At 59.5% G+C, this 12,061-nt stretch carries 13 protein-coding genes and 2 tRNA genes; 8 read left to right on the top strand and 7 right to left on the bottom strand.

Annotation, left to right across the window (positions count from 1 at the left end; genetic code table 11):
• Nucleotides 1-209: 209 nt before the first annotated feature.
• Genes hisI through murA form a run of 5 tightly spaced genes read right to left on the bottom strand, consistent with a single transcriptional unit; the run spans nucleotide 210 to nucleotide 4,122 of the window.
• A complete protein-coding gene (hisI, locus tag ACOY6C_RS10950; protein ID WP_420905514.1) occupies nucleotides 210-605 on the bottom strand; it encodes a phosphoribosyl-AMP cyclohydrolase in 396 nt (131 codons plus the stop codon).
• Complete coding sequence (gene hisF, locus ACOY6C_RS10945) at nucleotides 602-1,393, bottom strand: imidazole glycerol phosphate synthase subunit HisF (RefSeq protein ID WP_420905513.1); 792 nt, start codon at nucleotides 1,391-1,393, stop codon at nucleotides 602-604. Before hisF ends, hisI begins: the two co-directional genes overlap by 4 nt.
• A gap of 18 nt (nucleotides 1,394-1,411) precedes the next feature.
• Nucleotides 1,412-2,164 carry a 1-(5-phosphoribosyl)-5-[(5-phosphoribosylamino)methylideneamino]imidazole-4-carboxamide isomerase gene (hisA, locus tag ACOY6C_RS10940; RefSeq protein WP_420905512.1) on the bottom strand — a complete coding sequence of 251 codons (753 nt, stop codon included), beginning with the start codon at nucleotides 2,162-2,164 and terminating at the stop codon, nucleotides 1,412-1,414.
• A gap of 2 nt (nucleotides 2,165-2,166) precedes the next feature.
• Nucleotides 2,167-2,802, bottom strand: coding sequence for an imidazole glycerol phosphate synthase subunit HisH (gene hisH / locus ACOY6C_RS10935; protein ID WP_420905511.1), 636 nt, complete (start codon nucleotides 2,800-2,802; stop codon nucleotides 2,167-2,169).
• A gap of 60 nt (nucleotides 2,803-2,862) precedes the next feature.
• The gene (gene murA / locus ACOY6C_RS10930; RefSeq protein WP_420905510.1) at nucleotides 2,863-4,122 is read right to left on the bottom strand and encodes a UDP-N-acetylglucosamine 1-carboxyvinyltransferase; all 1,260 of its coding nucleotides are present in this window, start codon (nucleotides 4,120-4,122) and stop codon (nucleotides 2,863-2,865) included.
• A 312-nt stretch (nucleotides 4,123-4,434) separates the two neighbouring features.
• Between murA and ACOY6C_RS10925 the strand changes: the two genes are divergently transcribed.
• From ACOY6C_RS10925 to ACOY6C_RS10905, 5 genes are all read left to right on the top strand, one after another.
• The gene (locus ACOY6C_RS10925; protein ID WP_420905509.1) at nucleotides 4,435-4,986 is read left to right on the top strand and encodes a DJ-1 family glyoxalase III; all 552 of its coding nucleotides are present in this window, start codon (nucleotides 4,435-4,437) and stop codon (nucleotides 4,984-4,986) included.
• 311 nt (nucleotides 4,987-5,297) lie between these two features.
• Nucleotides 5,298-5,371: transfer RNA gene (locus ACOY6C_RS10920), tRNA-Gln, on the top strand.
• A gap of 74 nt (nucleotides 5,372-5,445) precedes the next feature.
• Nucleotides 5,446-6,045 carry a DedA family protein gene (locus ACOY6C_RS10915; protein ID WP_420905508.1) on the top strand — a complete coding sequence of 200 codons (600 nt, stop codon included), beginning with the start codon at nucleotides 5,446-5,448 and terminating at the stop codon, nucleotides 6,043-6,045.
• A complete protein-coding gene (locus tag ACOY6C_RS10910) occupies nucleotides 6,024-8,087 on the top strand; it encodes an ATP-binding protein (protein ID WP_420905507.1) in 2,064 nt (687 codons plus the stop codon). Before ACOY6C_RS10915 ends, ACOY6C_RS10910 begins: the two co-directional genes overlap by 22 nt.
• A gap of 559 nt (nucleotides 8,088-8,646) precedes the next feature.
• Nucleotides 8,647-8,723: transfer RNA gene (locus ACOY6C_RS10905), tRNA-Met, on the top strand.
• A gap of 397 nt (nucleotides 8,724-9,120) precedes the next feature.
• Here ACOY6C_RS10905 and ACOY6C_RS10900 read toward each other — a convergent pair.
• Both ACOY6C_RS10900 and ACOY6C_RS10895 read right to left on the bottom strand, forming a co-directional pair.
• Complete coding sequence (locus tag ACOY6C_RS10900) at nucleotides 9,121-9,903, bottom strand: PLxRFG domain-containing protein (protein ID WP_420905506.1); 783 nt, start codon at nucleotides 9,901-9,903, stop codon at nucleotides 9,121-9,123.
• Nucleotides 9,872-10,024 carry a hypothetical protein gene (locus ACOY6C_RS10895; protein ID WP_420905505.1) on the bottom strand — a complete coding sequence of 51 codons (153 nt, stop codon included), beginning with the start codon at nucleotides 10,022-10,024 and terminating at the stop codon, nucleotides 9,872-9,874. Before ACOY6C_RS10895 ends, ACOY6C_RS10900 begins: the two co-directional genes overlap by 32 nt.
• 341 nt (nucleotides 10,025-10,365) lie before the next feature.
• On the opposite strand from ACOY6C_RS10895, the gene ACOY6C_RS10890 reads away from it, so the two are divergent.
• The 3 genes from ACOY6C_RS10890 to ACOY6C_RS10880 all read left to right on the top strand — a co-directional run bounded on the left by ACOY6C_RS10890 (nucleotide 10,366) and on the right by ACOY6C_RS10880 (nucleotide 11,974).
• Nucleotides 10,366-10,806, top strand: a complete 441-nt coding sequence (locus tag ACOY6C_RS10890) for a hypothetical protein (RefSeq protein ID WP_420905504.1) — start codon at nucleotides 10,366-10,368, stop codon at nucleotides 10,804-10,806.
• 380 nt (nucleotides 10,807-11,186) lie between these two features.
• A complete protein-coding gene (locus ACOY6C_RS10885) occupies nucleotides 11,187-11,555 on the top strand; it encodes an argininosuccinate lyase (protein ID WP_420905503.1) in 369 nt (122 codons plus the stop codon).
• A gap of 278 nt (nucleotides 11,556-11,833) precedes the next feature.
• Nucleotides 11,834-11,974, top strand: coding sequence for a hypothetical protein (locus ACOY6C_RS10880; RefSeq protein ID WP_420905502.1), 141 nt, complete (start codon nucleotides 11,834-11,836; stop codon nucleotides 11,972-11,974).
• Nucleotides 11,975-12,061 lie beyond the last annotated feature (87 nt).

Below are 12,061 nucleotides of genomic sequence, written 5' to 3'. Positions count from 1 at the left end.
GAGGTGGTCCCGCACGGTTTGCCATGCAGATCGAGCCCCTTTTTTTGATGGACCCTGGGGTAAAGAATCGTGCGTATCGGTCTGTCGTCCATGCCGCCGAGAGAAAAGGAGGTTATGAGCGGAGTTGCGATACCCGTTTCCGCTCCATGAGAACGGCGCGGGAAACGTCTGAACCTGTTGCCTCCTTTGCCTGAACGCCGATCCCAGCCTCACTTCGGCTTGTAGATCTCATTCGGATCCACTTCCGGCGCGCTGATGGCCCGCCAGGTTCCCGCCGCAGCCTCCAGAAAGAAACAGCTGCGCCGTCCGGTATGACACGCCACCCCCACCTGATCCACCAGAATCAACAACGTATCCTGATCGCAATCGGTGCGGATCGATTTGACCTTCTGGATATGTCCGGAGGTCTCCCCCTTTTTCCAGAACTTCTGCCGGCTGCGCGACCAGTAACAGGCAACCCCGGTATTCAGGGTTTCCTGGAGCGAATCGCGATTCATCCAGGCCATCATCAACACCTCGCCGGTGTCGTATTGCTGGGTGATCGCCGGGATCAGACCGTTGTCGTTGAACTTCAGATCATCGAGATTGAGCTGGAGAGCGTTCATTCGGACTCCTTCGGGAGGCGGACCTCCACGCCGTTCTCCCGCAGGTAACCCTTCACCTCCGGGATGGTGTGCTGACGAAAATGGAAGATGGAAGCGGCCAGTACCGCGTCGGCATGGCCTTCGCGCAACCCTTCCAACAGGTGTTCCATGGTGCCCACGCCACCCGAGGCGATCACCGGAATGGTCACCGAGTCGGCGATGGCGCGGGTGAGATCGAGATCGTAGCCGTTTTTCGAGCCGTCGCGATCCATCGAGGTGAGCAGAATCTCCCCGGCGCCCAGCTCTTCCATGCGCGTCGCCCAGTTCACGGCGTCGAGTCCCGTGGGTTTGCGTCCGCCATGGGTGAAGATTTCCCAGCGCAACGGACGACCGGCCTCGTCACGAGCCACGCATTTGGCGTCGATGGCCACCACGATGCACTGGGAACCGAACTGATTGGCCGCCTCGCGCACGAACTCGGGGCGGAACACGGCGGCGGTGTTGATGCCCACCTTGTCGGCGCCGGCCTTGAGCAGACGGCGGATATCCTCGTTGACCCGCACCCCGCCGCCTACGGTCAAGGGGATGAATACCTGCTCGGCGGTGCGCCGCACCACGTCGAGGATGGTGTCGCGGTTTTCGTGGGAGGCGGTGATATCCAGAAAGGTGAGTTCGTCCGCGCCCTCCTCGTCGTAGCGGCGCGCCGCCTCGACCGGATCCCCGGCATCGATCAGATTGACGAACTGCACCCCCTTGACGACCCGACCCTCGCGGACATCCAGACAGGGAATGATGCGTTTGGCGAGCATGCCTGAAATCTCCCTCTGTCAAGCGGCGGAAGCGTCATCCAGCCAGCGGGCGGCGGACTGGAAATCCAGACGACCGTCGTAGATCGCCTTGCCGGTGATGATGCCGGAGATGCGTCCCCGGTTGGCGAAGGGACCGGCGTTCTCCCGGGCGTGTTGGATATCCTCCAGGCACGATACGCCGCCGGAGAGGATCACCGGAATGGTGATCGCCTCGGCCAGGGCGCGGGTGGCGGGGATGTTGGGACCGCTCAAGGCGCCATCGCGGGAGATGTCGGTGAAGATGATTTCTGCCACCCCGGCATCCTCGAAACGCCGCGCCAGATCCAGCGCGGTGATTTCGGTGGTGGCCGACCATCCCTCCACCGCCACCAGTCCGTCACGGGCATCGATGCCCACCGAGATCCGTCCTGGATGGAGCCGGCAGGCCTCGCGTACCAGTTCGGGATTCCGACAGGCGATGGTGCCGAGGATCACGATGTCGATGCCGGCGGTGAGCCATCGTTCGATGGTTTCCAGGTTGCGGATGCCGCCGCCGAGCTGCACCGGGATGGTCAGGGCCTCCAGGATGGCGGCCACTGCGGCGGCGTTGACCGGTTCGCCGGCAAAGGCGCCGTTGAGATCCACCACATGCAGCCGGCGCGCTCCCAGGGATTGCCAGTGGCGCGCCATGGTCGCGGGGCTGTCGGAGTAGACCGTGGCCTGATCCATTTCGCCCTGGAACAGACGCACGCATTGACCGTTCTTTAAGTCGATGGCCGGGATGAGAATCATGATCAGGGTCTCCAGGCAACGAAGTTCTTGAGAAGTCGCAGACCGGCCTCCTGGCTTTTTTCCGGGTGGAACTGGGTGCCGAAGAGGTTGTCGCGGGCGATGGCCGCCGTGAAACGGACGCCATGGTCGCACCAGGCGGCCACATGGGCCGGGTGGTCCGCCACGCCGTGATAGGAGTGGACGAAGTAGAAATGGGTTTCGTCCGGGATGCCGCCCCAAAGCGGGTGGACGCCGGTTTGACGCACCCGGTTCCAGCCCATGTGCGGGATTTTGAGTTTCTGGTTCGGATCGTGGGGATCGGGCATGTCGTTGGCGAAGCGGACCACCTTGCCGGATACCAGATCGAGACCGGGATGGACCCCGAATTCATGGCCCTCGCCAAAGAGGAGTTGCATGCCGACGCAGATCCCCAGGAAGGGTTTGCCGGCCTGGATGTGGTCGAGCAGGGGCGGGATCAGACCGCTTCGGTCGAGGTTGTGGCGGCAGTCGGCAAAGGCGCCCACGCCGGGCAGAACCAGGTGCCCCGCGTTTTTGACATCCTCGGGGAGGCCGCTGACCCGTACCGCGCCGCCCGCGACCTCAAGTGCCTTGGCCACGGAGCGCAGATTGCCGGAGCCGTAATCGATGATGGTGATCATGCGGACAATCCTGTTTCACAATGTCAGACAAGAGTCTTGAAAGAGTCTGTCTTGAGGGGGCTAACCGCTGGTGCGCTGGATATCTGCGCCCAGGGCCTGGAGTTTCTCCTCGATCCGTTCGTAGCCGCGGTCGATGTGGTAGACGCGCGAGATCGTGGTGGCCCCTTCTGCGGCCAGTCCGGCCAGCACCAGCGATGCGGAGGCGCGCAGATCGGTGGCCATGACCGGCGCGCCGAGCAGATGATCGACCCCGTGGACCTCGGCCACGTTGCCATGCACGCGGATGTCGGCGCCAAGGCGTTGCAGTTCCGAGACGTGCATGAACCGGTTTTCGAACACGGTTTCGGTGATCACGCTCACCCCTTGGGCCAGACTGTCCAGCACGAGCATTTGCGCCTGGAGATCGGTCGGGAAACCAGGGTAGGGACAGGTCTCCAGGTTGACCGGGAGCAGGGGATCCGGCGCGCTCACGCGGATGCGACCCGCATCCTGGATTTCGATCACGACACCAGACTCACGCAGTTTTTGGATCGGGGATTCGAGGGACTCGGCATCGGTATCGGTCAAGGTGATGTCGCCATGGGTGACGGCGGCGGCCACCATGAAGGTGGCGGTTTCGATGCGGTCCGGGATGATGCGGTGTTGGGTGCCTCGCAACTCCTCGACGCCATCGATGATGATGGTCGAGGTGCCGGCGCCCTGGATGCGCGCGCCCATTTTGTTCAGGAAAATGGCCAGATCGGTCACTTCGGGTTCGCGGGCGGCGTTTTCGAGCACGGTGCGGCCATCGGCGAGGGCTGCGGCCATCATGAGATTTTCCGTGCCCGTGACTGTGACCGGATTGAGGTAGATGCGCGCCCCGCGCAGACGTTTGGCCTTGGCGCGGATGTATCCTTCGTCGAGGGAGATCTGAGCGCCCATCTTGCGCAACCCCTCGATGTGCAGGTTGACCGGTCGCGAACCGATGGCGCAACCGCCGGGCAGGGAGATTTCCGCCTGGCCGTGGCGGGCGACCAGCGGCCCCATGACGAGGATCGAGGCGCGCATGGTGCGTACCAGATCATAGGGGGCCCGGAAATTGTTGACCTGGCTGTTGTCGATCTCCACGCCGAGTTTTTCGTCGATGGTGATCGCGGAACCGTGCTGGCCGAGAAGCTCCAGCATGGTGGTGACATCCTTCAGGTGCGGGATGTTGGAGAGGTGGACGCGTTCGCCGGTGAGCAGGGTGGCGGCCAGGGCGGGCAAGGTGGCGTTTTTGGCCCCGCTGATGGGGATGGTCCCCCGCAGGGCATGTCCGCCCCGAACGATGATCTTATCCATGGTCGCGCACGATTGAGTTGTTGGCAGTGGGATGAAGCCTCATGGTATCGGGTTCGGCGCGGAGAGCGACCGTCAGGACGCGGACCGGGCCCAAGTCATGGGCAACCAGAACGATGAAGTATAACACCCTTGCGACGCGGGTGTCATTGTCCTTGGTGCGGATCCGGGGGGGATGGAACGATATTTTCCCGGATGGCGGGAAGATTTTTCGTTGACCCCAGGTGTGCTATTATCATAAGATATCGAAATAAAAGGGTAATTCATCCTTTTTTCGTCATCGCTCCGCATGGGGCCATCCAAGGAGGCGAGATCATGAAACGGGTGCTGATTCCCCTGGCCGAGGGGTTCGAAGAGGTGGAGGCCGTCACGCTGATCGATGTTCTGCGTCGCGCGGGGGTGACGGTGGTGACCGCAGGGTTGAAAGCCGGAGCGGTGAGCGGGAGTCACGGCGTGGCCGTGGTACCGGATACGACGCTGGAGGCGGTGGTCGATGACCGCTTCGATATGGTGGTGCTGCCGGGCGGTCTGCCGGGCACGACCCATCTGGACGAGGATCCCCGCGTGCATGCGCTGCTCAAGCGTCTGGAGGGGGAGGGGGGATACGTGGCGGCCATCTGCGCGGCCCCGGCGGTGCTGGCGAACGCGGGATTGCTGAGCGGCAAGCGGGCCACCAGTTATCCGACCTGCATGCCGGAGGCGTTGCTGCCGACCATGACCTATCTCGAGGAGCCGGTGGTGCGCGACGGACGGGTGATCACCTCGCGCGGACCCGGCACGGCCATGGATTTCGCCCTGACCCTGAGCGAACTGCTCACCTCCAAGGCCAACCGCGACGAGGTGGAGGCGGACCTGATGCGTCCGTGAACGCTGTTTCTCGCGGACCAGAAACTGGCCGGGGCCCCCGGCTTCCCGGCCAAGTCAATCGGACGTCATCCTGACGCGGACCAGAAACTGGCCGGGGGCCCGGCTTCCCGGCCAAGTCAATCGGACGCCATCCTGTTAAGAATGCTACGGAGTGGATGCGATCGTCACGGCTCTTGCAGTTCACAACCCCGGTTCCGTTTGATCGATTTTTCTAGGCCATCCTGCCTCAGATCGGGGAAATGCGACCATCCGCGAGATTTTGTTTGACTCGATCATGAAATTATGCAATAATCCCAATTTGTCAACCTTCTTGGCGGATCGTCTAACGGTAGGATAGAGGATTCTGACTCCTCCAGTCTAGGTTCGAATCCTAGTCCGCCAGCCATTTTTTCCGCATCTGTCGCGACCCCTTCTTTAAGCGTTTCTCTCGTTTTCTTCGAACATCACCAGGAGCGATCCATGGGCGAACGCGTCACCAGTCTGCTGCTCGAATGGATGGGGCAGCTGGATTACTTCGCCATTTTCGTGCTCATGGCCATGGAAAGTTCCATCTTTCCGGTTCCCTCAGAACTGGTCATGATTCCGGCGGGCTATCTGGTCTCCACGCAAAAACTCACCTGGGGCGGTTCGATCGTCGCCTCCAGCCTCGGCAGCATCGTCGGATCCCTCGGCAGCTACTATCTGGCCCTGTGGCTCGGGCGCCCCTTCATCGCCCGTTTTGGTCGCTACTTCCTGATCACCGAGAAGCACCTGTCGCAAACCGAAACCTTTTTCGCCAAACATGGCGAGATCTCCATCTTCACCGGTCGGTTCCTGCCTGGCGTGCGTCACCTCATCTCCATGCCCGCCGGCGTGGGACGCATGCGTCTTTCCCCGTTTGTCGGGTATACCCTGGTCGGCGCCACCCTTTGGAACATCATTCTGTTGGTGCTGGGCTACGTGATCGGCGAGAATCAGGCCTGGGTCAAGCAGAATACCCTCTGGATGGTTTCCATCGCGGTCCTGTTCGCCCTGCTCTTGATCGGCGGGTATGTGGCATGGCAAAGACGCCGCGCCTGAAACGTCTGATCAAGATGGTCTGCGCGGTCTGCGCCGGCCTTCGGCAACAGCGCGTGGAGACCGCGCAGGCGACCGCCTCGCGGGCCTTGCAGCCCAACCTGATGCTCCACGAAACCGCCATGCGCGCGGCGGCCAACACCATCGTCATCACCGATGTCGCCGGACAGATTCAGTGGGTCAATCCGGCCTTCAGCCGTTCGACCGGTTACACCTTCGAGGAGGCGGTCGGACGCAATCCACGTCTGCTCAAATCCGGTTTGCAGGACCAGACGTTCTATCGCGACCTGTGGAACACCATTTTGCGCGGCGAGGTGTGGCGCGGGGTGTTCATCAACAAGCGCAAGGATGGTACGCTGGTTCATGAGGAGTCCACCATTACGCCGGTCATCGATTCAATCGGTCATATTACCCATTTCATCGCCATCAAGCTGGATGTGACCGAACGGGTGCGGGTGGAACAGGAGTTGAAAGAGGCGACGGTCAAGGCCGAGGCGGCCAATCAGGCCAAGAGCGATTTTCTGGCCACGATGAGCCATGAGATCCGCACGCCGTTGAATGTGGTGCTCGGGGTGCTGGAGTTGCTCAAGGATGCCCATCCGGATCCTCTGAGTCAGGACAGGCTGGAACTGGCCAGCAGTTCTGGCAAGACGTTGCTCTATCTGATCAACGATATTCTCGATTATTCCAAGATCGAGGCCGATCAACTGGAGCTTGAGGAGACCCCTTTCGACCTGGCCGAACTGTTGGACGAAATGGTGTTGGCCATGATGCCTCTGGCGCACGAGAAACGGATCGCCATCGACTGTCAGTTCCCGCGAATCTTTCCCACCTCGGTTCTGGGAGATCCGAACCGGATCCGGCAGGTTTTCACCAACCTCATCGGCAATGCGATCAAGTTCACCCCGCCGGGTGGGGAGGTCGTCTGTCTGGGAGGGACGGTGCGGCGTGCGGAAGGGTTTATCGAATATCTGTTCGAGGTGCGGGATACCGGCATTGGCGTGCCCGAGGAGGAGCGGCAACACATCTTCGAGCGGTTCGCGCAGGCCAATTCCGCCACCACGCGCCAGTTCGGGGGGACCGGGCTGGGGTTGGCGATCTGTCGCAGGTTGATCCGTCTGATGGGGGGCGACATCGAGGTGGATGACAACCCGAATGCGTCATCCGGAGCGGTATTCGTCTTCACGCTCGCGCTTCGGGAGCAAAGTCCGATCACCGTGTCCCCGTCCGACGCCAGGGAGGCGTCATGGGTGGTTGCGCACCCCCCATCCATCGACAATGCGCGCATTCTGGTGGTGGATGATCAGAGCGCCAATCTGACCGTCACCCTTGGCATGCTCGCCAAGATCGGCTGTTCACGGGAGCGTTGCGTCACGGCCACCACCGGGTTGCAGGCCGTGGAGCGTTTTCAGGCCGATCCGTTCGATCTGGTGTTCATGGATTGTCAGATGCCGCTGATGGACGGCTATCAGACCACCCGTTTGATCCGTGAGTGGGAGCAGCAGCGGGAGCGGGTCGCGGTGCCGATCATCGCCCTGACCGCCGATGTCACCCAGGCGAACCGGCGCGCGGGTCGGGAGGCGGGGATGAACGATTTTCTCGCCAAGCCGGTCTCCCTGGATGAGTTGCGGCGGGTGTTGCATCGTCATCTGCCGACCGTGACCGCGGTGGAGGAGCGTGGGGTGTTGTCGTCCCAGACGTTGCCCCAGGTGGTTCAGGCGTTGGTGGCGTTGGGGTTGGACAGTGGCGAGATCCCGGGCATTGCCCGGTTGATTTGCGAGCAGTTTCCGGAGTTGCTCGATACGTTGGAACAGGAGTTGGCCGCGGGTCGTTACGAGCAGGCCCGATCCACGTCGCATGTGTTGCGCGGTTCGATGTTGCATTCGGTGTTTCCCCAGATGCAGAACGAGACGCGGCTGTTGCACGATGCGGTGCGTGCCCGTGAGTGGCCGAGTGCCCGACGGCAGTTGTCGCGGGTTCGGGCCGCATTCGAGCCGATTCAATCCGAATTGTTGGCGTGGCTTGCGGCATCGCGGACGGAGTGAATCGGACGGGTGAAAAAATCACCCTGCGTGAGGCCTGGTTTGGTTTGGCCTGGGTTGGCCTGGGTTGGCCTGGGTTGGCCTGGGTTGGCCTGGGTTGGCTTGGGTTGGCCTGGGTTGGCTTGGGTTGGCCTGGGTTGGCTTGGGTTGGCCTGGGTTGGCTTGGGTTGGCTTGGCCTTGGGTTGGCCTGGGTTGGCTTGGCCTTGGGTTGGCCTGGGTTGGCCTGGGTTGGCTTGGCCTTGGGTTGGCCTGGGTTGGCCTGGTTTGGCCTGGCCTGGTTTGGCCTGGTTTGGCCTGGCTTGGCTTGGCCTAGTTTGGCCTGGGTTGGCCTGGTCCGAATTTCGACTTGGATGGTCGCATCTTCCGTCCCACCAGGGATCTTGATTTATTCTTGAATGGATCTTGGTTTGGGACGTTGTCTCGAACCGGGTGCGTTTGGCCTTGCGCCTCGGGCATGGCCGTGATGGTTCCGGACGGTGGATTCAATGCGGCGTGGTGGCGGTTGTTCTGTTTTTTTCTTGACGTCATCCAAGGAAGCGGGTATCTTTGAAGTTTCATTGCGGCGGGGTAGCTCAGTCGGTTAGAGCTGCGGATTCATAATCCGTGTGTCGGCGGTTCAAGTCCGCCCCTCGCTACCAATTAAATCAATAAGTTGCAAGTCAGTAAAAAGCAGATTTCCTTGATTCGGGTAACTCTGGGGTAACAATATCTGGTGAAAGAATTCCCTCGGGAGTTCAATTGCTTCGCTGATCCACGCAACGTTACGGTTTGGCTGCTTTCAAGACTTGGCCTTTATGTTGGCGCCAGCAAAGTGGTGAAAAAAAGCCCGGCACACGTCCGGGCTTTTTTGCTTCGTAGCCATCACAAAGAAAATTCCTTTCCCGTTTTCGATTCATCCGCCCTCATGCCAATACAGGACAGGAAGAAATTCGCCCTGGAAGTTTCTCCCGGTATCCATCAATCCATGCGTCATTCAAACACGATGCATCCCCAGCTCCAGTCACACCCTCGTTTCGAATGTCGGACGCATCCAGACTACTGCACCACATAATGCGCGTCATCGCGCAGATCGGACAGTTTCGGGTTCACCGTGATGCCATGTTGTGCCCGGTTGTGCATCAGTTGCCGGGTACGCAGGGAGTGTCGAATCGTATCGCCCTTGATGCTGTAGCGGGGATGATGCTGGTTGAAGGCAAAAAACTGCTCACGCACCGCGTCCATGGCCCGGTCATCCCCCTTGCGCCAGGCTTCGCCATAGGCATTCAGCAACCGGTGGCGACGATCCTCGATGAACCTCTCCGCGTTCTTGATCGCCGTGTTCGCGGCATGCTGTTCGGCCACCCGCGACGGATTGAACCCGAGAGCCTGGCCGAACAGCTCCACCGCCGACAACTGGTCCTCCAGCAGCCGGTCCCCCTTCATGGTCAAAACCCCACCCTCCGCGATATAACGACCGCTCTTGAGGAGATCCCTGGCCGCCTTGGGAAGCAGCATCTCCAGGGCGCGCTCCTTGTTGCCCCTCTTGGCGATATCCATGGCCGTGTAGATCTGCTTGACATACCCGACCACTGGACCAAGGGAGTTGCTCACCAGGTGGGCAAATGCATCCGCCCCATCCACCTCCCGATCCGAGGAGCGCCAGAACAGATCGCTCAGGCCGACCCGGTGGGCCAGATCCCACCCGGTGGTGCGAAACAGACCATGGGAGAGCCATTCGGCGGGACGTTTGCCAATCAAATCCGCCGTTTTGTTGCGTAACCAGGTTTCGGCGTCGAACGGTTCGTCCTCATTGCCGAACGCCGCCGCCACGGCATTCATGATCAAAGCCTGTGCCCTTCTTGCCTGGCTTGTCGTTCCAACGCGCCAACAGACCGGCTCCGCGCAGCACCCGCCGTACCGATGAAGGGCTGACCGCCACGATATCGGCGTCCATCATCATGAAAGTGAGGCGCCGATACCGGGAGTTGCGTGTCTGGATAGATAACCCATTCAATACCCCACCAAACCCCTCGGAGCCACAGCAAATGGCCCTGCCGCTGACATGATTTGGACAGCTTTCAGCCATGAACGACAAAAGGACAACCTCAACCGCAAAACTCGTCCCAAACACGACTCAACCCGCGCCAGTATAAGGAGTCTATAGCCTACGGCAGATTATTTTGGACAGCAGTGATGTTGATTGACTCCTGAACAACTTTCCCAGCAAGGCATCGCTATCAAAGGGCATCAATCGCGTAAAGCGGGGATTTTTACTCCGCCATTGACATTCTGGAGTAGCTGTTGAACCATATCCATCATGAGGATATCGTCTGCGTATGTCATGCCGTGGGCGACGGGTTAATAAAACAAAAAAAACAGGAGAATCAACCCATGGGTCAATCACGGATGTTCTTCTCTTTAATACCTGCCCTGATGGTTGTGGCCGGATGCAAGGAAATTCCGCCGAATTACTATGAGAATGAAGGAACCACCACCTATTACAAGCAAAAAAATTACAATACCAATGTATACGCCAATGATTCCAGAAGGCACGATCATGATCTGGTTAAGAGGTGTATTCGGGATAACAGAAATGAAGATCAGAGGCGTCGCACCGTGGAGGTTTATTGTCGGTGCATGCGGGAGCAGATGCCGGAACATGAAACCCGCTCGATTTCCGAGTGGGAGCGGCATCACCCAAAGGCCGTGGCCCGTTGCGAATCAAAAGCCGGTTGGCGTTGATCGGGCGTATTGCCCACATCCATCATGCGGCATAGAGTGCGGAGCCGGGGGTTGCAAGATCATCGTCTCCGATTGCAACAAGTGGTTGGCCCGCACCTTTCGCATAACCGTTCAGATTTTCACAAAATCCGATACTGTCGGTGGCTTTCTCAAGCTGCCGACAGCAATCGGAGCGCCTTTGCTCAGGCGCACTTCTTCTCGCACGGCGCGATGTGGCGTCGCTGCCGACTGTTCTAGGATGGGAACAATCAGGATTCCTGTTACGCCTATCTGGATGTTTGTTGCCAACACCGCACAGTTTATCTGTTGCAGTATCTGTGCTTGATGGGCATAATTATGTCGCTTTATATCAGTTACAAGCAACCAACAGGAGTTGATAGATGAAACGTTTTCTTGCCGCCTCTGTTTTTCTTTCGGCACAACTAATGGTTGGCAGTTTGAGTGCCGGACCGAACCAGGATTTCACTTTGGTCAATAAGACTGGTTATGTTATTGATAAGGTCTTTGTTTCTCCAGCCCACTCCGATGACTGGGAAAATGATGTCCTGGGTCGTGAAACCATGGATGACGGTGAAGAGGTGCCCATCCATTTCTCACGCGGCATCAAGACCTGCAGTTGGGATCTTAAAGTTGTTTACGAAGTCGACAACTCCTCTGCAGTCTGGCACGATATTGATCTGTGTTCGGTTTCCAAGATTTCAATCTTCTGGAATCAAAGCTCAGGTCAAACCACGGCAAAATACGAATAATCTTCAAGACTGGCAGGCTGTTGATCCAATGGCCCGACGCATTCTGGTGTCTGGTTTTGGCACCCTCGGACGATGCGCGCATCTGCACAAAGAGATCGCGTATCTTAACGTGTTGCGTTGTGCCTGAGAGCCTTGTCAACGGCTCTCTCAGCAGTCTGCCAGGGTGGAAAAACACCCTGGCAAACCAACCGGCGGTCAGTCATATGACCTCTTCTGTGCCATGCTCCATGGACACTGCTGCACACGGCAACCAGCCCATTTTGTGCATGGATCGCAACATGGACGAACACGAGCGACGCACCATCCGTCCGTGGGAACGGTCCACCTTCGCGCCATGGCGGCGTGTGAACGCGGATTGGGAGGGTCATCGTCAACCCCGCCCCAGGGGTGGCCGGCTCTGGATGCATCAGGCCTTCTAGCCTTTTCAGGGTGGTTTGCCGGGCCGCAAGGTGGCGGCGCAATCGGGGAAGAGGCATCCTCCACTGAATCTGTTCGATTTTGTTACC

The sequence above is a fragment of the Candidatus Magnetaquiglobus chichijimensis genome (genome assembly GCF_045865675.1).
Classification (GTDB): domain Bacteria; phylum Pseudomonadota; class Magnetococcia; order Magnetococcales; family Magnetaquicoccaceae; genus Magnetaquiglobus; species Magnetaquiglobus chichijimensis.
The sequence above is the reverse complement of the archived record's forward strand: the minus strand, read 5'-3'. Positions and strand labels throughout refer to the sequence as shown.

What these genes read in the sequence shown, in the direction of transcription:
- hisI (WP_420905514.1), bottom strand. Translation starts at nt 605, where the DNA reads ATGAACGCTCTCCAGCTCAATCTCGATGATCTGAAGTTCAACGACAAC.
- hisF (WP_420905513.1), bottom strand. Translation starts at nt 1,393, where the DNA reads ATGCTCGCCAAACGCATCATTCCCTGTCTGGATGTCCGCGAGGGTCGG.
- hisA (WP_420905512.1), bottom strand. Translation starts at nt 2,164, where the DNA reads ATGATTCTCATCCCGGCCATCGACTTAAAGAACGGTCAATGCGTGCGT.
- hisH (WP_420905511.1), bottom strand. Translation starts at nt 2,802, where the DNA reads ATGATCACCATCATCGATTACGGCTCCGGCAATCTGCGCTCCGTGGCC.
- murA (WP_420905510.1), bottom strand. Translation starts at nt 4,122, where the DNA reads ATGGATAAGATCATCGTTCGGGGCGGACATGCCCTGCGGGGGACCATC.
- ACOY6C_RS10925 (WP_420905509.1), top strand. Translation starts at nt 4,435, where the DNA reads ATGAAACGGGTGCTGATTCCCCTGGCCGAGGGGTTCGAAGAGGTGGAG.
- ACOY6C_RS10915 (WP_420905508.1), top strand. Translation starts at nt 5,446, where the DNA reads ATGGGCGAACGCGTCACCAGTCTGCTGCTCGAATGGATGGGGCAGCTG.
- ACOY6C_RS10910 (WP_420905507.1), top strand. Translation starts at nt 6,024, where the DNA reads ATGGCAAAGACGCCGCGCCTGAAACGTCTGATCAAGATGGTCTGCGCG.
- ACOY6C_RS10900 (WP_420905506.1), bottom strand. Translation starts at nt 9,903, where the DNA reads ATGAATGCCGTGGCGGCGGCGTTCGGCAATGAGGACGAACCGTTCGAC.
- ACOY6C_RS10895 (WP_420905505.1), bottom strand. Translation starts at nt 10,024, where the DNA reads ATGATGATGGACGCCGATATCGTGGCGGTCAGCCCTTCATCGGTACGG.
- ACOY6C_RS10885 (WP_420905503.1), top strand. Translation starts at nt 11,187, where the DNA reads ATGAAACGTTTTCTTGCCGCCTCTGTTTTTCTTTCGGCACAACTAATG.
- ACOY6C_RS10880 (WP_420905502.1), top strand. Translation starts at nt 11,834, where the DNA reads ATGGACGAACACGAGCGACGCACCATCCGTCCGTGGGAACGGTCCACC.